The organism is Parahaliea aestuarii (assembly GCF_008064635.1).
Lineage (GTDB): Bacteria > Pseudomonadota > Gammaproteobacteria > Pseudomonadales > Halieaceae > Parahaliea > Parahaliea aestuarii.
The window spans coordinates 166,883-190,097 of record NZ_VRYZ01000001.1 but is presented as its reverse complement, the minus strand read 5'-3'; the positions used below and the strand labels follow the sequence as shown (position 1 = coordinate 190,097).

The following is a 23,215-nucleotide window of genomic DNA, read 5'->3' as shown; positions in this document are numbered from 1 at the left end:
GCCATCTGCGCACTTTGCATTTTTTCAATGTTTGGGTATGCTCACCGCCATAACACTAACAACGCGCCAGGCACGGCGCAGGAGGCAGCCACATGAGCCAGCCCCAGATCAGCATATCGCAGGATCTTCCCAGTGAGGATAAACAGCAAGAAGCTCTCGCCTACCTGTTACAGGCCGAGCGCGACGCGGTCCGCCCACCTACCGGCTCCTTTGCCCTGTCAGAAAACCCGGTACGCCATCTCGGTGTGATCGGTACCGGCACCATGGGCGGCGGCATCGCCATGAACGGCGCCAACATCGGCCTGCCAGTCACCCTGATCGACACCTCTGGCGAAGCGCTGGAGCGCGGCATGGCCACCATCCGCCGCAACTACGAGCGCTCCGCCGCCCGCGGGCGCATCAGCGCAGAGGAGGTGGAGCGGCGCTGCAGCCTGATTCGTCCGCGCCTGGCGCTGGAGGACCTGGCGGACTGCGAACTGATCATCGAAGCGGTGTTCGAAAACATGGCCGTAAAGCAGGACATTTTCCGCCGCCTTGATGCCATCGCCGCCCCCGGCGCCATTCTCGCCTCCAATACCTCGGCGCTGGACATCAACGACATCGCCGCAGTCACCAGCCGGCCGGAATCGGTCATCGGCCTGCACTTCTTCTCCCCGGCCAACGTCATGAAACTGCTGGAAATTGTGCGCGGCGATCACACCGCACCGCAGGTCATCAGTGCCAGTCTCGCCTTTGCCGGCGCCATCGGCAAAGTGTCTGCCGTAGTCGGCGTATGCCCGGGCTTTGTCGGCAACCGCATCCTGTTCCAGCGCCAGGCCCAGGCGCAGCGCTTGCTGCTGGAGGGCGCTCGCCCGGAGCAGGTGGACACCCCACTGCGCGACTTCGGGCTGCCCATGGGCCCGTTCCAGATGTCGGACCTGGCGGGCCTCGACATCGGCTGGAATGCAGAGACGTCGAAAGGGGAAACCCTGCGCGACCGCCTTTGTGAAGCCGGCCGCCGCGGCCAGAAAAGCGGCGCCGGCTTCTACGACTACGACGAGCAGCGGCGCCCCCGCCCCTCGGCCGAAGTCGCCGCCCTCATCGATGAATTTATCGCCGCCAGCGGCCACCCGCCGCGCAGCATCGATGCCGGGGAAATCCTGGCGCGCTGCCTGCTGCCGATGATCAACGAGGGGGCCAAAATCCTGCAGGAGGGCGTCGCCCGGCGCGGCAGCGACATCGACGTAATCTGGGTCTACGGCTACGGCTGGCCGCGCTTCCGCGGCGGCCCGATGTACTACGCCGACCAGCTCGGCCTGGAGCAGGTTATCGCCGGCCTGGAGCACTACCAGCGAGCCACCGGCAGCGACTTCTGGCGCCCGGCACCGCTGCTATCCGAGCTCGCCGCCCGCGGCGCCAGCATCGCCGACTATCAGCCGCCTGCACAGGGCGACCAATAACAGGGGCAGCAGTATGGCCATCGATTTCAGTTTTAGCCCGGAAGTGGAAGCCGTCCGCCTGCAGGTGCGCGATTTCATGCAGCAGGAAGTGGCCCCCCGCGCCGCTGCGGTAGACGAAAGCGACCGCGATGCCTGGATACAAGCCATCGTCGCCCTGCGTCGGGACGCCCACGCGGCGGGCCTGTGGATGCCCCACATGCCGGCGGAGTGGGGCGGCATGGGCCTCGGGCCGACCGCGCTGGCAGCGGTCTCCGCCGAGGCCGCCAAAGTGCGCATCGGCCCCTGGGTGCTCAACTGCCAGGCGCCGGATGAGGGCAACATGCACACCCTGCTGCACTTCGGCACCGAAACCCAGAAGGAGCAATATCTGCGCCCCCTGTGTGAGGGCCGCAAGCGCTCCTGCTTTTCCATGACCGAGCCGGAAGTCGCCGGCTCGGACCCGACCCTGATCCAGACCCGCGCCGAGCGCGACGGCGACGACTGGGTGATCAACGGCCACAAGTGGTTTACCTCCGGTGCCCGCGGCGCCCACTTCGCCATCGTCATCGCCTGCACCGACCCCGACGCCGCCATTCCCCAGGCCCGCAACACTGCCTTCATCGTCGACACCGACAGCGAGGGCTTCGAGTTGGTGCGCGATGTGGAAACCATGGCCGGCGGCCACAACCACTGCGAAATTCGCTATCGCGACGTGCGCGTTGGCGGCGACGCCATACTCGGCGAGCTCGGCGGTGGCCACAAACTCGGCCAGGTGCGGCTGGGGCCGGCGCGACTGGCTCACTGCATGCGCTGGCTGGGGCAGATCGAGACGGCCCTGGAAATGCTGGTGGAACGCGCACAGAACCGCTTCGCCCACGGCTCCCTGCTGTCGGAAAAGCAAGGTATCCAGTGGCTGATGGCGGACAGCGCCCGCGAGCTCTACGCCGCCAAGCTGATGGTGCTGCACTGCGCCTACCGCATCGAGCAGGGGCTGGACTTCAAGCAGGAAGTGTCCATGGCCAAGCACCATGTGGCCAATACCCTGTGGCGAGTGACCGACCGCGCCATGCAGGTGCACGGCGCGCTGGGCTACTCCACCGATACGCCGCTGGCGGGCATGTTGCAGCAGGCGCGCTGGGCGCGGCTGGCGGACGGCGCCGACGAGGTGCACCAGATGCGCACTGCCGAACTATTGATGAAGGCCTACAACGACACCGGCACGGTCAACGCCGGCGTCGGCAACCTGCCAATCTGAATCCTGCGAGGGACGCGCCCATGCACAGCGCACAATCGTCAGAAACCCCGCCCCTCTCCACGCCCGTGCGCCTGCTCTACGGCGTCGGCTCAGTGGGCTACGGCATCAAGGACACTGCCTTCCGCAGCTTCCTGTTGATCTACTACAACCAGGTCGTCGGCATGCCCGCCTCACTGGTGTCGGCGGCGATCATGGTGGCGCTGGTAGTGGACGCCATCTCCGACCCGCTGGTGGGGCAGTTTTCGGACAACCTGCGCAGCCGCTGGGGCCGCCGCCATCCGCTGATGTATGCCTCTGCGCTCCCGGCGGCGGCCAGCTTCCTGCTCCTGTGGATGCCGCCAGAGGGACTCTCCAATACCGGCCTGTTCATCTACCTGGTGCTGGTGGCCTCACTGGTGCGCACCTGCATCACCCTCTATGAGATTCCCAGTTCCGCCCTGGCGCCGGAACTGACCACGGACTACAACGAACGCACCGCTATCGCCAGCTACCGCTATTTCTTCGGCTATATCGGCGGGCTGGGCATGGCCTTCGCCACACTCTACCTGTTCCTGGCGCCCACCGACGACTACCCGGTGGGGCAGCTCAACCCCCACGGCTACTGGCTGTTCGGCGTCACTGGCGCGGCCGTCATGATCGGCACGGTGCTGTTGTCGACCCTCGGCACTCACCACCGCATTCCCTATCTGCGCCAGCCCGAGGCGCAGCGCCTCAGCGTGCCGGAAACCCTGCGCCATATGCGCCGCTGTTTCAGCCATCGCGGCTTCCTCGCCATTCTCGCCTTCGGCATCCTCAAGTACACCGCCATCGGCATGACCGGTGCCCTGACCCTCTACTTCGGCACTTATTTCTGGGAGCTGGAATCCCGGCAGCTGGCCCTGCTGGCACTCGACGGCGTCGTGGGCGCCACCCTGGCACTGGTGCTGGCGCCCCGGGCTTCCGCCCGCTTCGGCAAGCGCAACGCCGCCTTCGCCCTGGCGGTCATCGCCGTGCTGGTCACCATCACCCCCTACGCCCTGCGCCTGCAGGGCCTGTTCCTGGACAACGATTCGCCCGCACTGGTGCCCACCCTGTTCCTGATGCAGGCGGTCTACGCCACCTGCGGTATCGCCTCTGCCATTCTCGTTCACGCCATGATCGGCGATGTGGTCGACGAGAGCGCCCTCAGCACAGGGCGCCGCGCCGAGGGGCTGTTCTACGCCGCCAACAGTTTCATGCAGAAATGCGTGTCCGGCCTCGGCGTGTTAATGGCGGGCCTGCTGCTGTCGGCGGTGGGCATGCCCGAGGGCGCCAGGCCCGGAGAACTGCCCGCCGGCGTGGTGGACAACCTGGCACTCGCCTACATCCCCACCATTGCCGCGCTCTACATCGTCGGCGCCAGCCTGCTGTGGTTCTACCGCATCGATCGCGCCAGCCACGAGGCCAACGTGGCCCGCCTGCGCGCCGGCGCCGAACCGCCATTGCAGGTCGGGAGCGGCTCCTGACACGGGGTCGGACAACCCCTCACCCAACTGGCCCATAACGACAACATGGAGATCAATATGACTGCACAGGAAGCCGCCCCGGGAGGGGACGCACTGGAGGTATTTCGCCGGGACGTCCAGGCCTGGCTGCAGGAAAACTTCCCGCAGGAACTGGCGGGGCAGGACAACCCGCTGGCTGCCATCGAGGGCAATGCCCCCGCCTCGCCCGCCGCCCAGGCGTGGAAGGCCGCCATCGGCAGCCGCGGCTGGGGTACACCGACCTGGCCACGGGAATACGGCGGCGGCGGGCTGGATCACCGCCAGGCGAAAATTCTCAACGAGGAAATGGCCGCCGTGGGCGCCTGGAACCCCATCGGCGGCATGGGCGTGATGATGCTCGGCCCCACCCTGCTGGAGTTCGCCAGCGAAGAACAGAAGCGGCGCCATATCCCCCCCATCTGCCGCAGCGAAATCCGCTGGTGCCAGGGCTATTCGGAACCGGGCGCCGGCTCTGACCTGGCAGCACTGCAGACCCGCGCGGAAGATTGCGGCGACCACTACCTGATCAACGGCCAGAAGACCTGGACCTCCGGCGGGCAGTGGGCCGACTGGTGCTTCGCCCTGGTACGCACTGACAAACAGCGCAAGCACGACGGCATCAGCTTTCTACTGATCGACATGCAAAGCCCCGGCGTGGAAGTGCGGCCGATCCAGCTTATTTCCGGCACCTCGCCCTTCTGCGAAACTTTCTTTACCGATGTGCGGGTACCGAAAGAAAACCTCGTGGGCGAAGAAAACGGCGGCTGGACCATCGGCAAGCGGCTGCTGCAACACGAGCGCACCAACCTTTCCGGGGGCGCCGCCGGCCGCGGTGGCCGCGGCGGCGGCTCGCTGGCCAAAATCGGCGAGTACTACCTGGGCAAGAACGACGCCGGCCAACTACCGGACGCCGACCTGCGCACCCGTATTGCCCGCTTCGAAATGCGCCAGCGCGCTTTCCGGCTCACCGCCCAGCGGGTGCTGGCCGAAGCCCGCAGCGGCGCACCCGCCGCCGCCAGCTCCATCCTGAAGAATGTCGGCGCCGAACTGACCCAGGAACGGGCTGAGCTCACCCTGGAAATGATGGGGCTGAACGGCCTCGGCTGGGAGGGCGACGGCTTTACGCCGCAGGAGCTGATGGCGACCCGCGGCTGGCTGTGGGGCAAGGCGGTGTCGATCTACGGCGGCACCGCGGAAATCCAGAACAACGTGATCGCCAAGCGCATTCTTGGCATGCAGGGGGAATAGGGGCATGGCCGTACTGAACGAAGAGCAGCGCCTGCTGCGCGACATGGCCCGGGACTGGGCCGACCAACAGTCTCCGGTGAGCGCCTTCCGGCGCCTGCGCGACAGCGGCACACCCGGTGTCGACCCGGCGACCTGGCAGAGCATGGCGAACATGGGCTGGGCCGGCATCGTCATCCCGGAAGCCCACGGCGGCAGCAACTTCGGCTACCTCGGGCTCGGCCTGGTACTGGAAGAGAGCGCGCGCACCCTGACCGCCAGCCCCCTGGCGGCCTCGGCGCTGGGCGCCGCCAGCGCCCTGGTGCTGGGCGGCAACCCCGAGCAACAGGCACGCTACCTGCCGGGTATCGCCAGTGGCGAGCTGATTGCCTGCCTCGCTATCGACGACGGTCCGCGCCATCAACCACAGTCATTCAGCACCCGCGCCAGTCGCAGCGATGACGGCTGGGTGCTCCACGGCAGCAAGGCCTTTGTCGCTGAAGGCGGCCAGGCGCAACTGCTGGTGGTGGCCGCCGAGACCGACAGCGGGCCGGCCCTGTTTCTGGTAGAGGTGGATACGCCCGGCCTGGAACGCGCTGCGCGCCATCTCGCCGATGCCCGCGATCACTGCGCCCTGCAACTGGACGCGGTGGTACTGCCGGAAGCCGCCCTGCTGGGCGCGGCAGGGGACCGCAAACTGCTGGATGCCGTGCTCGACCGAGCACGCATTGGCGCCGCCGCGGAAATGCTGGGCATGGCGGTGCAGTCCTTCAACCTGACCCTCGACTATTTGAAAACCCGGGTGCAGTTTGACGAGATCATCGCCCGCTTCCAGGCCCTGCAGCACCGCATGGCCAGGTTGTTTACCGAGATAGAACTGCTGCGCTCAACAGTGGAGGAGGCACTGGCGGCGATTGACAGGGACGACCCGGAACTTCCCCAGCTCGCCAGTCTGGCCAAGGCCACCGCCAACGACACCCTGCACCTGATGAGCCGGGAGATGATCCAGCTCCACGGCGGTATCGGCATGACCGACGAGCACGACGCCGGCTTCTACCTGAAGCGCGCCCGGGTACTGGAGAACAGCTGGGGCAACGCCAGCTTCCACCGCGACCGCTACGCCCGCCTCTGTGGCTACTGAGGCGCCACCGGGGCAGAGCAACACCAGCGGCAACCATCTGCGCCGCAATTACGCGGCGCATTTCATTCACGGCATGCTGGGGCTGACCGGCTTTCGCATCATCTACGCCCCCACCTTCCTGCCCAGTTACCTGCACCTGCTGACAGGCTCACCGGCGCTGGTGGGTCTGGGGCAGGCACTGCTGCAGGCAGGCGCCCTCGCCTCGCCGATTCGCGGCGCGGCACGTATCGAGCAGCGGCACCACATCCTGCCGGACGCGGTACGCTACGGCAGCCTGATGCGCCTGCAGATCCTCGGCCTGGCATTGGCCGGATGGCTGCTGCAGGGGCAGGCCCTGGTGCTTGCCACCCTCTTCTTTTTGCTGTTTCTGGGTTACTACACCGGCGCCCAGCGGGTGGTGTTCCAGGCCCTGCTGGCCAAAGTGATTCCCATCCACCGGCGCGGGCGCCTGCAGGCCTGGCGCAACTTCTTTGGCGGCATGGTGGCGGCCGCCCTTTCCTGGTGGGCGGGCGCCTACCTGATCGAGAACAACTGGCTCGGCAATGGCTACGCCACCACCTTCATGCTCAGCTTTGTGCTGACCAGCATCGGCCTGAGCGTACTCTATCTTCTGATTCAAGAGCCGGCCGCTGCGGGCATCCGCCCACCGCTGGGCCTGCGCGATCGTCTGCGGGATTTCCGCCGGCTGCTGGAGCAGCGCGACTACCGCCTGTTTCTGGTAGCGCAACTGCTGGCAACGGCAGGCCGTTGCGCCCTGCCCTTCTGCATTCTGTACGCCGGCCAGCACCTGGCCCTCGATGGCGGCACCATCGGCCTGCTGACCCTGTGCTTTATCGGTGCCGACACCGTATCCAATCTGCTGTGGGGTCCGCTGGGGGACCGCTGGGGCTTTCGCCTGGTGTTTTTACTGGCCCTGCTGCTGTGGATGGCGGCAATGCTGCTGGTGCTGAACGCCTACACCCTGTGGCAGTTTCAGTTGGTGTTCCTGCTGCTCGGAGCGGCCCTGTCCGGCTATATGATGAGCGCCACCACCATGGTGCTGGAATTTGGCGATGCCAGTGAAGTACCCATGCGTCTCGCGCTGTCCACTACCGCGGAAACCAGCATGGCCGTGCTTGCCCCGCTGCTGGCAGGCGCTGTCGCCAGCGCCGTGGGCCTGCGTCCGCTGTTCCTTTTTTCCCTCGCGGGGCTCTCCCTGTCTCTTCTTATAATCCTGTTATGGGTACGCGACCCTCGCCACACAGCCTGAATTATTCTCTGCAGTTTATTGCGTACATAAGGCTCCAAACCCCTCGCCATCAATTAATTTGACTGTAGGGTATGTCACTGCTTAAATCGAATGTGCGGTATGTCGTAAGTCTAAAAACATAATGTTCCTTGAACGGGAGGACGACATGAAAGCATCTGCGCGGCTTCGGCTCGCCTGCTCTCTCGCGGTACTCACTCTGGCGCACAGCCAGCCCGGCCAGGCGCAAGCGCCCGGCGACCAGCTACTGGAAGAAGTCATCGTCACCGGCTCGATGATTCGCGGCCTGTCGGAGAACGCCGCCATGCCGGTGGACGTTATCGACGGCGAGGAATTACAGCGGCTCGGTTCACCCACGGCAGTGGAACTGATCAAATCGCTGCCCACCTCCAGCGGCGTCATTGGCGATACCAACCAGTTCGACAGCCGTTCCCAGGCTACCGAAGGCATGGCCTCCATCAACCTGCGCGGCCTCAGCCCCCAGCGCACCCTGGTGCTGCTGAACAGCAAGCGCCTGGTACAGGCTGGCACCGGCGTGCCCTTTGTCGATGTCAACCTGCTGCCGCTGTCGGCCATTCGCCGGGTGGAGATTCTCAAGGACGGCGCCAGCGCCACCTACGGCTCCGATGCCATCAGCGGGGTGGTCAACTTCATCACCCGCTCTGATCAGGAGGGCTTCCAGGTCTCCGGCGACTACAAGGGGCTGGAGGATTCCGACGGCGACTACAACGTGGCCGGCAGCTACGGTTTCCAGGGGGACAAGCTGCGGGTGTTTGTCGCCGCCGACTACCAGCACCGCTCGGAACTGCTGGCGAAGGACCGCGACTTCGCGGTCAGCGATTACCTGACCAACCCCGAGGGCGGTTGGACCGGCGGCGGCAACCCGGCCACCTTCCTTACCCTGGGACTGATTCCCGGTCCCAACGGCGTGAGTGTCGGCCCCAACTCCGCCCTGCTGGGCGACCCCGATTGCGAAACCCTGGGCGGCTTCCGCAGCGCAGAGGGCCGCTGTCGCACACAGTACACCCCCTTCGATGCGCTCATTGAAGAAGAAGATCGCTACCGCGCCTACGGCGAACTGGGTATAGACCTCGGAAAAGACACCACACTGGACTTCAGCGCGCTGTGGGGACAGACCGAAAACCCCCACTACCGCAGCTCCCCTTCCTACCTGCTGACGCGCTCGCCCTCGGCCGTGGTGGGCGGCTCCAGCAGCGGTTTCATCGTGCCGGCGAGCAACCCCGGCTACCAGCAGCTGCTGCAGGATCACCCTGACCGGGTACCCGCCGGCAGCGTGGCAGCCCTGTTTCCCACCTTGCTGTTCCGCCCCTTCCTGACCGGTGGCAACCCGGCTTTCGAGGGCGACCCCGACGGTCTCGGCGCCTCTACCGGCCACCGCGAATCGGAAACCCTGCGCCTGACCGCCGATCTTTCCGGGCGTATCAACGACACGCTGGAATACCAGGCCGCTGTCACCTGGCAGGAGTATCGCCGCTACTACGACGGCTACGACTCCTTTGGCGACCGCGTGCAACTGGCCCTGGCCGGCTACGGCGGCCCCAATTGCGATCCGTCCGCCGGCACCCCGGGGGCGAATGGCTGCTCATGGCTCAATCCCTTCGGCAACGCCCTGACCGGCACCGGGCCCGACAACAACAACCGGGAGATGATCGACTGGTTCTTCGTACCCGCTTCCACCGAGGTTACCACTGACCTGTTCGTGGCGGACCTCAACCTCAGCGGCTCCACCGGCCTCAGCCTCGGCGGTGGCGAAGTCCTGTTCGGCGTCGGCCTGCAGTACCGCGACAACGGCTTTGAGGCCGAGTACGGTGACAACAACAACCTTGCGGTGACACCCTGCCTGGACACGCCGGTCACCGGCAACACCAGCTGCGACCCGGCCCTGGGTGCCCTCGCCTTCCTCGGCACCAACCAGGACGCGGACCTGGAGTCCGATGTGTGGGCTGCCTTCGTCGAGGTGTTCCTGCCCTTCACCGACGACTTCAACCTGCAGGCCGCCGCGCGCTACGAGGATTACGGCGGCGCCACCGGCTCCACCTTCGACCCGAAGCTGACCGCGCGCTGGCAAGTGAACGACACCTTCGCCCTGCGCAGCTCGATCGGCACCACCTTCCGCGGCCCGCCGGCCCAGCAGCTCACCGATCGCAGCGTGACATCCCTGCAGGTCATCGCCAACAGTTTCCGCCCGGTAGACGTCTTCGGCAGCCCGGACCTGGAGCCGGAGTCGGCCCTGAACTTCTCCGCCGGGCTGATGTTCGAGGCGGGCGGCTTCAGCGGCAGCGTGGATTATTTCCGCTACGAGCTGGAGGACACCATTACCGCCGAACCCCTGTCCGGCATGGTCGGCACCCTGTTCGATGATCCCGCCCGCTGCGACGACCCGGCCTACCAGGCACTGCGCCAGCGCTTCCAGTTCCAGGACGGCAACGGCGTGGCCGGCGCAGGTACCTGCGCAGTCAGCAATATCTCGCGGGTGGAAACGCGCTGGGTAAACGGCGGCGACCAGACCAGCGCCGGCCTCGACTTCATGTTCAACTGGGAGAACGACGACTTCGCCGGCGGCCGCCTCGGCAGCGGCCTCACCGCCACCTATGTCATGGATTACGAAGTGGGGGCGGAAGTGGTTGAGGGCGTGAAGGTACAGGACAGCTTCGACGCCGTGGGCAGCCTCAACTTCCAGACCACCAGCTACCCGGTACCGGAGTGGAAGACCAAGGGTTTCGTGGAGTGGGGGCGGCCGCTGTTCGGTGCCGACACCAATGCCCGCCTGACCCTGAACTACATCGACAGCTACCGCGACCAGCGCGCCGACAAAAACGAGGGGCCATTCGCCCCGCGAACTGACCTGCCGGGCAATCCGGTCCTGGACCAGGGCGCGAAGATCGACTCCTACACCACACTGGATTTCAGTCTGCTGGTGTCGCTGCCGTCGGATATCAACCTGAGTTTCTCGGTATTTAACCTGACTGATCGCGATCCGAGCTTCGCCCGCCTGGATTACAACTACGATCCCTTCACCGGGTCGCCGGCTGGACGCCAGTTCAAGCTCGGCATCACCAGTCGCTTCTAGGCGTTTTCCCGCGCAGTGTCACCGGGGCACTGCGCCTTTGCCCCGCCATCTGGCGGGGTTTTTTACTGCTTTATTTTCCCACTCATCCGCGAGGAGCCTTATTGCCGGCAAACCCGCAGGAGAAAAATATGAATCAGTCGCGGAAAAAGCCCTGGCAAACGGTAGAGGCGTAGAGCTCCACCGCGTCCTCCAGGTCCTGCCGCGCCGCCCAGTTGCGCAGCTCGAAGGCAGCGTTGAGCATGCACATCAGCACCTGGCTGGCAATCAGTGGGTCCACCGCGCGCACACTGCCCTCGCTGATACCGTCGATCAGCATCCCGGCAAAACGTCGCGCCATACGGTCGGAACGCGCCAGCACATCGCCACGCACCTCGTTGGGCAGCGCCTGCAGGGCGGTGGTTCGCAACAGCGGATCCTCGCCGCGCAACTGATCGCGCAACAGCGCCGCCATGGTCGATTGCAGCTGCTGCCAGTGGTCGCCGCCGGCATCCCGGGCTGCGCGCTGCAGCAGTGACACGCGGCCATAGCTGCGACTGAAACACTCCAGAACCAGGTCGTCCTTCGCTTCCAGGTGGTGGTAGAAACTGCCCTTGGTGACATTGAGCTCGGCGGCGATGCGCTCCACCGACACGCCGCGATAACCGAGCTGGTTGATCAGCCGGGTGGCTACACGCATGAAGTTGTCCGGCATACCCTCGCCATCACTGCCCAGGGCATTGGCATCCAGCGCCAGCGGTTTTGGCTGCCAGGGGGTCGACGCGGGGGCGAGTCCCTGATCCAGGACTTCCCACAGGCGATTGCCAACGCGCTCATAATCGCCCACTGAATACTGCCGCAACCACACTGGCAGCCAGAACAGGCTCTCTGCCAGCACGTGGGTCTGGGCGGTCTGGCGCAGTTTTTCCCGCGTGGAGCGCGGCTTGCCGAAGAAATTACGAATGGAACGGAACAGATTGTTGTAGCGCTCGATCAGCGCCTCCCGGTAGGGGTCCGCCAGGGCGCGGATATCGGACAGGGAGGCCAGCGGCACCTCTTCCCCCTGGCGTCTTGCGGCAAAATGACGGAAGTGCAACTCGAGGTAGTGGCGCACTCGCAGCCGCGCCGAAGGCTGCCTCGCAGACTCGTCCACCATGGCTTCCAGACGCTCGATGGAACGCTCCAGCACCGCTGCAGCCAACTGCTCTTTGCGCTTGAAGTAGTAGGTAACGCTGGTGGTATTGAGGCCGACGATCTCGGCCACGCCGACAAAGGTCATGCCCTTCAGGCCATGGCGATTGATCAGCACAGTGGCGGCGTCGAGGATGCGGTCGCGTTTTTCTTCAAAGCGGCGGGTGCGCTTATCGGCGTTTTCAGGCTTTTCGGCTGTGGCCACTGCAGGTACCGGTTGGAATTATTGGCGCTGCGGAGCAGCGTTCAGAAAGGTACGGGCACCTTGCTGACGCTGCAGAATAACGTGAATGCCAGGCTTCGCTCAAGCTGGAGGCACCGCGCGGAGCGCTGCGGGGCGCGCTTACTCCAGCGGCGTGCGCGCCTGCCGCGGGCCCTCGCGGTCGAACAGTCCATCCAGTGCGATATTGGCGATTTCGGGTCCATCCTCGCCCACCGTCACCCACATCAGGTGATCCAGCGTACCGGGACCGGCCGGATGGGTGCGCTGGTTGCCGCCGGTGGTTCCCATCTGGATATAGTCGCGGCCGAAGCGCTGCTCGCGGCTGTAGTAGTGAAAGTGCCCGGCCAGCACTGTGTAGGGGCGCGACTGCAATTGCTCCTCGATGCGTAAAAATCCGGGAGCGTCGTATTTCCAGGCCGGCTTGTGCATCAGCACGAAGGTCCAGCGCACATCCCGGTTCGCAGCCACGGCCTCGCTCATGTACGCCACCTGGGCCTCGCTCAGGGTAGCGCTGTCGCCGCCGGCCAGGGCCGCGGCAATGCTGGCCAGGCGCGGGTCGGCGGCCACCGCGGCCGCGACCTCGGCCGGGTTGCCCTGCAGGGTCTGCACCGCCTGGCGGTACTCCTGCGCACTCACCCCGAGTTCCTGCATCAGGCGCTTCTTGTTGCTGGCGGTGGGCGGATCCTCGGTAGACAGCACCAGGAACAGCACATCGCGGTAGCGGAAGTGGTAATAGGCGCGCCCGTGGCGCGAACGCCATTCGTCGAGCATGACCGGATTGGAAATGTCGTGATTGCCCGGCACAAAGAAATAGGGCATCTGCAGGCTGTCGATGTGACCCTCGACCTCGCTCCAGCGGGCGGCGACCTCATCCCGGTCCTCGCTGTAACCTTCGATGTGGTCACCGACGCTGAGCACGAACTCGGGCTGCAGCAGGTTGAGTTGCGCCATGGCGCGGGCGAACACGCCGGGGCGGTGACCGCCGGTGCGGTCGCCCACCACGGCGAACTGGAAGTGTTCGGGGCGGTTGGCGAAGGCCTTCTGGCTGACCGCCACTCCGCGGGCGCGCAGGTCGGAGGAATCGGCAGGCGCCGCCAGCGGCGGCACCTGGCTGGAGGTACCACTACAGGCACCGAGACCGACCGCCAGCAGCGCAGCCGCAATGCAGTGTCGCCAGCGAGCGGTCATGATAACTCCTCAGTACTCGTAGATTACGTCGATACCGTAGGTGCGCGGTTCGCCGAACATGGCCGTAGGTACACCGCCGTTGAAGTGCGCAATGTAGTACTCCTTGTCCTCGAGGTTTTTCGCCCACAGCGCAACACGCAGATCACCGGTGGTGATGAACGGTATCTCCGACAGGCCCAGACGCGCGTTCAGCAGGCCGTAGTCACCCACGATGAACTCGCCGGATTCCGCCGTGGAGCCGGTGAACTTGTCATCCTGCCAGCTGTAGTTCACGTTCGCCTGCAGGGTACCGAAGGGCAGCGCCGGCAAAGTATAGTCAAGGTCGGCGGTCACCGTGTGGCGAGGACTCTGGGTAAAGCGGAAGATGTCTTTGATGTCGTTGCCGGTGGCATCGACGATCTCGTCGTATTTCGCATCCAGGTAGCCATAGCGCAGGCTCGCGCTGAAGCCCTCAAACAGCAGGGCGGTGGTGTCCAGCTCGAAGCCGCTGATGGTGGCCTGGCCGGCGTTCAATACGTCGGTGACCGAGATGTCGTTCGGGTCGGACTGCACGTTGATCTGGATATCGTCGTAGTCCGCCTGGAAGGCCGCGGCATTGACCCGCAGGCGACGGTCCCACAGCTCCATCTTCGCCCCCACCTCGTAGGACACCAGGGTCTCCTCGCCAAAGCCGCGCTCGAAGGATTCGATGCTGCTGGAGCGGGTGTTGTAACCGCCGGTCTTGTAGCCGTCGACAATCTTGGCGTAGAGGTTGATGTCGTCGGTCAGGTCATAGCCGACGATGAAGGACGGGCTGGTATTGGTGTAGGTGTTGTCGCCGGCACCGGCGCCGCGGGGGATCACCAGGTCGGTGCCAATCGGGGAGATGCTCTCGGCCTTCGAGGCCTGGCGCTGATCCTCGGACCAGCGCAGACCCAGGGTCAGGTGCAGGCGCTGCTCCAGCACATCGGGCGTCCAGGTGACCTGGCCGAAGGCGGCGATCGCCTCGTTGCTGATGTCGCCCTCGTTCAGGCTGTTGATGCCGCTGGATGGCACCAGGGTATCGCTGAAATAGCTGCCGTCCTCGTCGAAATAGTACAGGCCGGCGATGTACTGCAGGCTGCCGTCGTCGCTTTCACCCAACAGTTGCAGTTCCTGGCTCCACTGCTCCTGCTCGATATCGCCGCTGGTGCGGAAGATCGGGAAGGGGCCGTAAACGCCGGTGTGGTAATCCATGTTCTGGTAGTTATCCAGCGAGCGGTAGGCCGTGATCGACTTCAGGGTCACCAGGGGCGAGAGCTCCCAGCTTGCAATCAGGCTGTGGCCGTCGGAAACCACATCGTTGGCCTCGACATTGCGCACATCCGGGCTTCCCGCGCTGGGCCGGTCGGCGGTTTGCGGAAACAGCGGCACTGCCGCGGAGTACACCGGAGTATCGTTGATGTCGGACCGGTCATAGGCATAGCGCACCTCGATGCTGTCGCTGGGCTGCCACAGCAGGTCCGCGCGCCAGGCGTCGCGGTCGCGGTCACCGAAGCGGTCTTCGCCGGTACCCAGGTTGTCGACAAAACCGTGCTGCTGCGCGGTGACATAGCCGATGCGGGCGGCCAGGTTGTCGCCCAGCGGCAGATTGGCCGTGGTCTTGCTGCGGAACAGATCGCGGTTGCCGACGGTGAACTGCTGCCTGAATTCCCACTCGCCGATTGCCGGATCCGTGGTGATGTAATTGATCGCGCCGCCAGTGGCGTTGCGGCCGTAGAGGGTGCCCTGGGGGCCGCGCAGGACTTCGATGCGGGAGATGTCAGCCGCCTCCATGGCGAGGCCCTGGGTACGCGCCAGGTAGACGCCGTCCAGGTACACCGCCACGCTCGGATCCTGGGTGATCTGGTCGTCGCTGTTGCCGATACCGCGCACGTAGATACGCGCGGTGGCGGCGCTGTTAGGGTGGGGCGTCAGCTGCAGGTTGGGCACCACGCTGCGCAGGTCGGTGATGTCCTCGATGCCGCGCATTTCCAGTTCATTGCTGCCCAGGGCAGCCAGGGAGATGGGCGTATCCTGCAGGGATTCCACCCGCTTCTGGGCGGTGACAACAACTTCCTCGAGCATGGGCTGGGCCAGCGCACCAGGGGCGGCCACCAGGCAGGCCCAGGCCAGTGGTTTCAGACGCGCGATAACGGGCAGCTTGCGGGCTGTATTCATGGTTATTCCTCACTTGTGGCGTCGGGGAGTGGCGCGCAGGCACTGCGCAGCCCTGACCCCGGGGGCGGAACCGTTTCTGTTATCTGTGTCTGCGCCGGCAATTTATCTACCTTCGCGCAGGTAGGCAAAAAACTACCTGCATGCAGGTAGGAAAACAAGCCGACAAGCGTTACAGTTCTGTCCAGTTGGCGGACTTGAGTGCGCGCAATCGATCAAAACAACGGGATTTTCCATGGAAAACAAGGCCAGCCGGGGTGAAAAGACCCGCCAGCGTATCCTCGATGCCGCCGAGGAACTGTTCGCCGAGAAGGACTACTCCGCTGCGCGGCTGGAGGATGTGGCACTGGCGGTGGGCATTAAACGCGCGTCTATCGTCTACTACTTTGCCGGCAAGCAGGAGCTTTACGAAGCGGTGGAACAGCGCATCTTCAGCGCCATGATGGCCCACACCCGGCGCGCCGAGCGCCCCGACGCCCCCGCCATGGATCAGCTGCTAGCCCTGCTGGACGGCTGGCTGGACTTTCTGGTGGGGCGGCCCACGGCGGCCCGCATTCTGCTGCGTATCAGCGCCAACAGCTACAGTGACAGCAGCGCCCCGGTGCGCAATTCTTTCGTCGCCCTCGGCGCCTGGGAAGACATCATCCGACGCGGCCAGGCCAGCGGCGAATTCCCCCCCGCCAGTCCCGCCCACCTGCTGCACCTGCTGGGGGCCGGTACCATCTACTACACCGCAACAGGCCAGTTGCTGGGCGAAGAGCGCAACTACGACCCGGCGGACAGCGGGCAGTTGGAAGCCTTCCGCAACCTGATGCATCGCAGCGCCCGCTCCCTCCTCAGCTCGCCCTGACCGCCAACGCCCGACCACCACCCCTCCATGCTGCCACCGGTAGCAATTTCTGGCACACTGTGTTTCACAACGCAGCTGGAAACCACTCAAGGGTATTTACTGGCTGACCAGGACACCGACTGCTGGAGAATCCATGCGGCTGACACCTCTACTTTCTCTGCCCCTGTCTGTCAGTATCGCGGTCATACTTTCGCTACCGGGCAGCAGCCAGGGCTCGGAACCCGAGTCCTGCCAATGGGAAGCCTGCGTCAGCCAGTCGCCCGGCGGCGCCAGGCACTACGCCAGCATCGATGCCGCGCTGGCGGCGGGCCGCGAGGCGAATACCCGTCCCTGGCGCATCCACATCGCCCCGGGTGAATACCGGGAAAAACTGGTCGTGGACTACCCGGGCGTGCAGCTGATTGGCGCCGGCCGCGAACGCAGTGTGATCCACTACGATGCCTACGCCGGGCAGTTGCGCCCGGGCGCGACCGGCCCCAACGACACCTGGACCACCTGGGGTTCCGCCACCCTGATCATCCGCGCGCCGGATTTCCGCGCCGCCCATCTGACGATAGAGAACCGCTTCGACTACCTGGCCAACGACGCCCTGCCCAAAGCGCAGCGTATCCGCCACAGCCAGGCGGTCGCGGTGATGACCGATGTCGGCAGCGACCGCGCCGCGTTCGAGGATGTCGCCATCCACGGCTACCAGGACACCCTGTTTCTGCTCGCCGGCCGCAGCCTGATTCGCAACAGCCTGGTCAGCGGCAATGTAGACTTTATCTTCGGCGCCGGCACCGGGCTGTTTATCGACAGCGAGATTCGCATGCGCACTCGCGCCAGCACACAGCAGACCTGGGGCTACCTGACCGCTCCCAGTACCGACATCGACTCTGACTACGGCCTGGTCTTCCTGCGCTGCCGCCTGACCCGCGAGCCCGGCGTGCCCGACCACAGCACCAGCCTGGGCCGCCCCTGGCACCCCACCACGACCTTTGCCGATGGCCGCTACGCCGACCCGGATGCGATTGGCTCGGCGGTATTCATCGATACCTGGATGGACCGCCACATCCAGCCCCAGGGCTGGTCGGATATGGGAGGCACGGCAAAGAACGGCCGTCGCATCCGTTTCCCGCCGCAGGACGCCCGCTTTTTCGAGTACCGCAGCCGCGGGCCGGGAGCGGTGGCCAACGCCGACCGGCGCCAGCTGGATGACCAGCAGGCACAGGCATACGATGCCCGCCGTATCATCGCCCCCTGGCATCTGCGCTTCCCCTATCCGCTGCCCCGGGAGAATGCCCCCTACACGCCACAGGCCGAGCTTGAGAAATACGCGCAGCAATGGCCGGGGCTGTCCCTTGCCGGCACCGATGGCATTGCCGGTATTCAGGCCGTCCGGAATGTGGCCTATGCACAAACCGGTACCCGGGAACTCGCGGCCGACCTTTACACTCCAGCCCCCGCTGCTTCCCCCTTGCCCGGCGTGATACTGGTTCACGGCGGCGGCTGGCGCAGTGGCAGCCGCAGTCACCTGGCGCCACTGGCAGCGCGACTGGCAGCCCGTGGCTACGCCGCGGCCGCGGTGGATTACCGGCTGTCGGGCGAGGCCCTCTACCCCGCCGCGGTACTGGATATCCGCCGCGCCGTGCAGTGGCTGCGCGAGCAATCACTGGTGCCCGTTGATAGTGGTCGAATCGCCCTGCTGGGCGCCTCTGCCGGCGGTCACCTGGCGGCGCTGGCGGGCGCCGCAGGCACACCGGAGGTGCTACAGCCATCGCAACTGGATCGAAGCGCCCCTGGCGTACAGGCGATTGTCGACCTCGATGGCGTGGTGGATCTCACCTCAGAGGCGGCGCGGTACTACGAAGACTCACCCGCCAAACCCTCGGCTTTTGGCCTGTGGATAGGCGGGCGCTACGCGGAATTTCCCGAACTGTGGGCGCAGGCATCGCCGCTACGCTACGCCGGGGCATCCACCCCCCCAACCCTGTTCGTGAACAGCGCCCGGCCCCGTTTCCGGGCCGGGCGGGATGCCTACATGGAGAAGCTGGCGGCCGCGGGTGTTGAGACCCGGGCAGTGGAATTGGCCGATACGCCCCACACCTTCTGGCTGTTCGAGCGCTGGCTGGACAGCGCCAGTGACGAGATTGCGCGATTCCTGGACGCGGCGATGCCACCCGCCGACTGAGAGAACGTCAGTCGGCAGCAGGCGTATCGCGCAGCTGGTGCGCCAGGGCGGGCAGCGCCTCGCGAATTTCCCGGGTAACGATGGCCGCCATGACTTTCGCCCCCTGCGGAGAAAAATGGGTATTGTCGTCCAGCCCTTCGGGGTAATTGGGCCACTCCCCGGCAGGTAAAATAAGAAACAGGGGCTTTGAGCCCTGCGCCCCCAGCTCCAGTAGCAGTGCGCCGCTGTCCCGATGCATATCCAGCAGCGGTACCGCCTGCTCCCTGGCGAGTTCGCGCACCAGGCCAGGATAGGGTCCGTGGGTATCAAAGAAGCTGCCGCGCTCATCAAATCGGCGGCGCATCACCGGCGTCATCAGTACCGGGTGGGCCTGATGCTGCCGCACATCGGCAACAAAACGGGCAAGATTGCTGCGGTAGTCCGCAGGTGGCGTGTAGCGGTCCAGCTTTTCCTCGCTGCCATCGTTGTGCCCGAACTGGATAAACACGTAATCACCCGGGCTCAGGGCATCGACAATGGCCTGCCAGCGGCCCTCCTCGATAAAGGTGCGGGTGCTGCGCCCGTTGCGGGCGTGATTGTCGACGGTCACCGCAGAGGGGTCGAACCAGCCCTGCAGGGCCTCGCCCCAACCGGTTTCCGGCCGGGTTGAAGGCCGTTTGGCGGCGATGGTGGAATCCCCGGCGAGAAACAGGGTGATCGGTTCGGCCCGCGCCGCCAGCGGCGCCAGTAACAGCAGTATGGCGCAGGCAAGTGCGCCGAAAGGGATGTACTGTTTAAACGTCGTCACGACTTGCTCCTGCTACCCGATAGTCCCGGCATCACTGCCACCGGTGGCAGATTAAAAGGGGCCGACAGCCATTGCAAGGGCGGGCAGCGAGAAATCCACGAACAATCAGCCGCCGAAGATCATCCGCAGCAGCCCCGCCAGGCTTACCACCAGCAGGCCGCCGCCCAGCACCCGGAAGAACACGCCGGTATCGGAGCGCAGGGTATAGCGGTGGAAGCGCAGGCCGAGCATGTGGCCGATGGCGGCACAGGGCAGCAACAACAGGGTCGCGCGCCACTGCAGGTCGACCCCGGTCCAGGCAAAGGCCGCCAGCTTGATGGCCACCAGCACAAACCACAGCACAAACAGGGTGTCGCGCAGCTCGTGCTTCTGTACCCGGCTGGCCGCTACCGGCACCACCAGCGGCGCCGCCACCAGGGATGTACCGCTGACATAGCCGCCCAGCAACATGAACAGGGTGTCCACGGTGCGACTGTTGCTCTTGAATGGCCGTTGCAGCAGGTAGCTCACGGCGTAGACCGATACCACCACAAAGATAAACCCGCTCACCACATTGGTGGGCAGGGTCAGTACACCGGCGACACCGATCAGCTTGGGCACGATCATCAGCGCGAAGGCGTAGCGCAGGAAGGGCCAGTTCACCGTGTTCTCGGCGCGCCCTTCACGGGCGCGAAAATGCGCGGTGGCAATGGTCAGGAAGGAAAAGAACAGCAGGTGCATGGCGATGACGGGCAGGAACACCAGCGGTGCGTTATAGACCATCAGCAGGAAGGGCAGGGTCAGCACCGCGCCGCCAAAGCCCAGCCCCGAGCGCACAAAGCCGCTCCATACAAACAGCAGGGCGATGGCGAGGTATTGCCAGGTGTGTAAATCAGCCATTCTCGGATTCTCCCGCCAGGCGGCGATACGGCGCCAGCGCCGCGGCCATACGGTCAAAGCCCTTGTACTGTTGCATACCCGGCGGGTTGCTATCGATAGCGCGCAGCAGCGCCGGTAGTGCATTCCCCATTTCCACCAGCTGCGACAGCGGGTGCAGGTATACACGAATGGTAAACACCACCGCGCCGCTTGCCGGCAGACGGCGCAGGGACTGGCGCTCCACCCGGTAGAACAGCGGCTCGTCTTCGCCCCCCTCGCTGCCTGGCCTGCGGTTCAGTGTGTGGCCGTGCTGCAGGCTCCAGTTGTAGCGCACCACCGGGCGCTCCACCTTCAGGTGCTGGAAAAAGCGTTCCACTTTCGGCAGCAAAACGCTGTCAAAACCGGGGATCACCGCGTGAATATCCGCCAGGGAGCCGCCCACCTTGTCTTCCAGTCGCCACTGGCTGGCGGCACAGAGGCTGGCGGCGGTCAGAGTGTAGCTATCGCCCCGGGGCTCCATGATCACCAGGTCATCGGCCACCCACAGGGAGGCATTCCACAGCGCTTCCCCGTGTTCCAGCGGTGCGCGGAATCCACCGGGCAGGCAGTAAAGGTATTGGCCCTCGCGCCGATAGCAGTCCGCATGGCATTGCAATAGATGCTTGAGCAGCACCGTGGACAGCTCTTCCTGTGCCGGCCGGGACTCCGGCAGCTCCCGATACACCCGGTCGCCAAGGCGGCTGCGCTGGGCAAGTTTGTTCAGGTGATAGCGCCCGGCTTCGCCATCGGGCTCGATCCAGAGTTCCGGTGCCATGGGCACCAGCCCCATCTGCAACAGTTCACTGTGGCTCAGGTGAGGGAGATATCGCGGCTGACAGTTGTCGAAAAGCATCACAGGGCATTCGGGTGACGGGCCGCTCACCTTACCGGAAAGCGGCGACGGGGCAAATGTCGGCCGGCACTGGCCCCGCTGCCCGAACGCAGTGCGCCACTGCGCCTCCTGCGCTCTGCTAACCTATAGGCCACAACCTGCCAACCAGGGAGCTTTCATGCGTCGTATTCTGCTTTTTCTCCTGCTTACACCGCTTCTATTGATAGTGGCGGCCACCCTCCTGCTGCCGCTGTTGCTGGATGAGGAACGTCTGCTGGCCATCGCCGCCGAGGCGCTCAAGGAGAAAACCGGCGCGACGCTGGCGGTCAGCGGAGACACCAGGCTGCGCCTGTTGCCGCGCATCGCGCTGAGCGTGGAGCAGGTGGAACTGACACTGCCCGGCGAAGGTCAGCCGGACCTCAGCGCCGGCCGCCTGGATATCGGCGTCAAGCCCCTGCCGCTGCTGTCCGGTGAAGTGCAGATTCAGCGCCTGGCGCTGAACGGGCTGCTGGTTACCGTGCCAGCCGGCCCGGAACAGCCCAGTATCGATAGCAGCGACCTGAGCGATGCCGAACTGGACGCTTTCTACCGCGAGCGGCGCAAGGTTCTCAAGGAGACAGGTGAGGATGCCGGCCTGGCACTGGCAGCACCGATGGCACTGGAAGTGGCGGAACTCAGCATGGACGACTCGCGCCTGGTACTGATGGAGGGCGCCGGAAAGCCCGACCGGATTGTCGAGATCGAATCCCTCCGCGCCACTGACCTGAACCTGGCCGGCCGCCCGGTTCCCCTGTCTCTGGCCCTCTCGGTACCCGCGACAGAGCCGGGCGGCGAAGCGGTAACACTGCAACTGGATACCACCCTGCGCCTGGATCAGGCCAGCCAGCAGCTCAGCCTCGATCAGCTCGAGGCTGAGCTGCAGGGCGCCACTGCCGAGCCACTGCAGCTCAGCGCCAGTGGCGGTGTTGACCTGGAGCGCGTGGTGGCCGACCTCAAGCTCACCCTGAGCCTGGGCAGCGCCCGTGGCGAGGGCAAGTTGCGCTTCGCCAGCTTCGAAAGCCCGCAGATCGATGCAGACCTGCACCTCAATGAATTCACCCCCGCCCTGCTGGCCCTGGCCGGCCCGGAAGCCGCGGCAGGCAGCAACGACGAAAGCGACGGCAATACCGTGGATGACGGCGATGCCCCACTGCCCCTGGCGCCACTGCGCAGCATCGATACCCGCGCCAAACTGGCCATCGACAGCGCCCGCTTCGGCAATCACGAGATCCGCGATTTGCGTGCACAACTGCGTGCGGTAGACGGTGTCGTCACGCTTAATCGTCTGTCCGGAAGCGTCCACGGCGGCACACTGTCGGCCAGCGCCACGCTGAACGCCGCCCACAACCGCGCCCGCCTCAACACCAGCGGCAAGCTGGAGAATGTGGATCTGCCGCAACTGCTGGCAGCGCTGGAAGCGGAGCCGAAGCTCAGCGGGCAGGCCTCATTGAACTGGCAGCTTGCAGCCGAGGGACGCAGCCGCAATGCCCTGCGCGACTCCCTCAGCGGGCCAGTCAAGATTCACACCCGCGAGCTGGTGCTGAAAGGCCTCGGCATCGAACGCATGCTGTGCCAGACCGTGGCACTGGTGAACCGGGAAAAACTCGCCGCCGAACTGCCCACCGACAGCGCCTTCGAGGCCCTGACCGTGGACCTGCAACTGGCAGAGGGCAAGGCCCGGCTCTCGCCCCTGCACGCCGAACTGGCCAACATCCAGTTGACCGGCAAGGGTGCGGCCCAACTCGACAGCCTCGACTTCAAGGCCGATTTTGCCGCCCGCCTCGACCCGGGGCTGGCCGAGGTGGACCCGGCCTGCCGGGTCAACGAGCGCTACACCGCCATCGACTGGCCGCTGGAATGCGAGGGCAACCTGAACGGCGACGCGGGAGACTGGTGCCGCGTGGACAGCGGGGAAATCATCGAGGACCTCGGCAAGAACGAGGTCCAGCGCAAGGTGCAGGAAGAGGCGGGGCGCCTCTTCGAACGCCTGCTAAAGAAAGACTAGGAGCC

At 65.3% G+C, this 23,215-nt stretch carries 16 protein-coding genes; 10 read left to right on the top strand and 6 right to left on the bottom strand.

From position 1 onward, the window contains the following. The first annotated feature begins 92 nt into the window (after positions 1-92). The 7 genes from FVW59_RS00775 to FVW59_RS00745 all read left to right on the top strand — a co-directional run bounded on the left by FVW59_RS00775 (position 93) and on the right by FVW59_RS00745 (position 10,877). The gene (locus FVW59_RS00775; RefSeq protein ID WP_148062342.1) at positions 93-1,439 is read left to right on the top strand and encodes a 3-hydroxyacyl-CoA dehydrogenase; all 1,347 of its coding nucleotides are present in this window, start codon (positions 93-95) and stop codon (positions 1,437-1,439) included. 13 nt (positions 1,440-1,452) lie between these two features. Further along, complete coding sequence (locus FVW59_RS00770) at positions 1,453-2,673, top strand: acyl-CoA dehydrogenase family protein (protein WP_148062341.1); 1,221 nt, start codon at positions 1,453-1,455, stop codon at positions 2,671-2,673. A gap of 20 nt (positions 2,674-2,693) precedes the next feature. Then, a complete protein-coding gene (locus FVW59_RS00765; RefSeq protein WP_148062340.1) occupies positions 2,694-4,157 on the top strand; it encodes an MFS transporter in 1,464 nt (487 codons plus the stop codon). 57 nt (positions 4,158-4,214) lie between these two features. Then, the gene (locus tag FVW59_RS00760; RefSeq protein WP_148062339.1) at positions 4,215-5,423 is read left to right on the top strand and encodes an acyl-CoA dehydrogenase family protein; all 1,209 of its coding nucleotides are present in this window, start codon (positions 4,215-4,217) and stop codon (positions 5,421-5,423) included. Positions 5,424-5,427: 4 nt separating this feature from the next. Continuing rightward, positions 5,428-6,540, top strand: a complete 1,113-nt coding sequence (locus FVW59_RS00755; protein WP_148062338.1) for an acyl-CoA dehydrogenase family protein — start codon at positions 5,428-5,430, stop codon at positions 6,538-6,540. Then, a complete protein-coding gene (locus FVW59_RS00750) occupies positions 6,530-7,789 on the top strand; it encodes an MFS transporter (RefSeq protein ID WP_222711389.1) in 1,260 nt (419 codons plus the stop codon). Before FVW59_RS00755 ends, FVW59_RS00750 begins: the two co-directional genes overlap by 11 nt. Before the next feature lie 145 nt (positions 7,790-7,934). Further along, entirely contained in the window at positions 7,935-10,877 is a 2,943-nt protein-coding gene (locus tag FVW59_RS00745) for a TonB-dependent receptor domain-containing protein (protein WP_187275697.1), read from the top strand. A 133-nt stretch (positions 10,878-11,010) separates the two neighbouring features. On the opposite strand, the gene FVW59_RS00740 is transcribed toward FVW59_RS00745, so the two are convergent. From FVW59_RS00740 to FVW59_RS00730, 3 genes are all read right to left on the bottom strand, one after another. Further along, positions 11,011-12,249: a TetR/AcrR family transcriptional regulator gene (locus tag FVW59_RS00740; protein WP_148062336.1), complete on the bottom strand. Its 1,239-nt coding sequence runs from the start codon at positions 12,247-12,249 to the stop codon at positions 11,011-11,013. Positions 12,250-12,387: 138 nt separating this feature from the next. After that, positions 12,388-13,455, bottom strand: coding sequence for a metallophosphoesterase family protein (locus FVW59_RS00735; protein ID WP_148062335.1), 1,068 nt, complete (start codon positions 13,453-13,455; stop codon positions 12,388-12,390). Between the two features lie 9 nt (positions 13,456-13,464). Further along, positions 13,465-15,633 carry a TonB-dependent receptor gene (locus FVW59_RS00730; RefSeq protein ID WP_148062334.1) on the bottom strand — a complete coding sequence of 723 codons (2,169 nt, stop codon included), beginning with the start codon at positions 15,631-15,633 and terminating at the stop codon, positions 13,465-13,467. 232 nt (positions 15,634-15,865) lie between these two features. Between FVW59_RS00730 and FVW59_RS00725 the strand changes: the two genes are divergently transcribed. Beyond that, the gene (locus FVW59_RS00725) at positions 15,866-16,480 is read left to right on the top strand and encodes a TetR/AcrR family transcriptional regulator (RefSeq protein ID WP_148062333.1); all 615 of its coding nucleotides are present in this window, start codon (positions 15,866-15,868) and stop codon (positions 16,478-16,480) included. 133 nt (positions 16,481-16,613) lie between these two features. After that, positions 16,614-18,650, top strand: a complete 2,037-nt coding sequence (locus tag FVW59_RS00720) for a pectinesterase family protein (protein WP_148062332.1) — start codon at positions 16,614-16,616, stop codon at positions 18,648-18,650. A gap of 7 nt (positions 18,651-18,657) precedes the next feature. On the opposite strand, the gene FVW59_RS00715 is transcribed toward FVW59_RS00720, so the two are convergent. The 3 genes from FVW59_RS00715 to FVW59_RS00705 form a co-directional block, all read right to left on the bottom strand. Further along, positions 18,658-19,437, bottom strand: coding sequence for a rhamnogalacturonan acetylesterase (locus FVW59_RS00715; RefSeq protein WP_148062331.1), 780 nt, complete (start codon positions 19,435-19,437; stop codon positions 18,658-18,660). Between the two features lie 105 nt (positions 19,438-19,542). After that, positions 19,543-20,316 (bottom strand): sulfite exporter TauE/SafE family protein, encoded by a 774-nt coding sequence (locus tag FVW59_RS00710; RefSeq protein WP_148062330.1) that lies wholly within the window; start codon positions 20,314-20,316, stop codon positions 19,543-19,545. Then, on the bottom strand, positions 20,309-21,187 hold the full coding sequence (locus FVW59_RS00705) for a heme-dependent oxidative N-demethylase family protein (RefSeq protein WP_148062329.1): 879 nt from the start codon (positions 21,185-21,187) through the stop codon (positions 20,309-20,311). Before FVW59_RS00705 ends, FVW59_RS00710 begins: the two co-directional genes overlap by 8 nt. A 157-nt stretch (positions 21,188-21,344) precedes the next feature. Between FVW59_RS00705 and FVW59_RS00700 the strand changes: the two genes are divergently transcribed. Next, complete coding sequence (locus FVW59_RS00700) at positions 21,345-23,210, top strand: AsmA family protein (protein WP_148062328.1); 1,866 nt, start codon at positions 21,345-21,347, stop codon at positions 23,208-23,210. Positions 23,211-23,215: the final 5 nt, after the last annotated feature.

Excerpts from the sequence above, each read along its gene's own strand:
- FVW59_RS00775 (WP_148062342.1), top strand. The coding sequence starts at position 93 with ATGAGCCAGCCCCAGATCAGCATATCGCAGGATCTTCCCAGTGAGGAT.
- FVW59_RS00770 (WP_148062341.1), top strand. The coding sequence starts at position 1,453 with ATGGCCATCGATTTCAGTTTTAGCCCGGAAGTGGAAGCCGTCCGCCTG.
- FVW59_RS00765 (WP_148062340.1), top strand. The coding sequence starts at position 2,694 with ATGCACAGCGCACAATCGTCAGAAACCCCGCCCCTCTCCACGCCCGTG.
- FVW59_RS00760 (WP_148062339.1), top strand. The coding sequence starts at position 4,215 with ATGACTGCACAGGAAGCCGCCCCGGGAGGGGACGCACTGGAGGTATTT.
- FVW59_RS00755 (WP_148062338.1), top strand. The coding sequence starts at position 5,428 with ATGGCCGTACTGAACGAAGAGCAGCGCCTGCTGCGCGACATGGCCCGG.
- FVW59_RS00745 (WP_187275697.1), top strand. The coding sequence starts at position 7,935 with ATGAAAGCATCTGCGCGGCTTCGGCTCGCCTGCTCTCTCGCGGTACTC.
- FVW59_RS00735 (WP_148062335.1), bottom strand. The coding sequence starts at position 13,455 with ATGACCGCTCGCTGGCGACACTGCATTGCGGCTGCGCTGCTGGCGGTC.
- FVW59_RS00730 (WP_148062334.1), bottom strand. The coding sequence starts at position 15,633 with ATGAATACAGCCCGCAAGCTGCCCGTTATCGCGCGTCTGAAACCACTG.
- FVW59_RS00725 (WP_148062333.1), top strand. The coding sequence starts at position 15,866 with ATGGAAAACAAGGCCAGCCGGGGTGAAAAGACCCGCCAGCGTATCCTC.
- FVW59_RS00720 (WP_148062332.1), top strand. The coding sequence starts at position 16,614 with ATGCGGCTGACACCTCTACTTTCTCTGCCCCTGTCTGTCAGTATCGCG.
- FVW59_RS00710 (WP_148062330.1), bottom strand. The coding sequence starts at position 20,316 with ATGGCTGATTTACACACCTGGCAATACCTCGCCATCGCCCTGCTGTTT.
- FVW59_RS00705 (WP_148062329.1), bottom strand. The coding sequence starts at position 21,187 with ATGCTTTTCGACAACTGTCAGCCGCGATATCTCCCTCACCTGAGCCAC.
- FVW59_RS00700 (WP_148062328.1), top strand. The coding sequence starts at position 21,345 with ATGCGTCGTATTCTGCTTTTTCTCCTGCTTACACCGCTTCTATTGATA.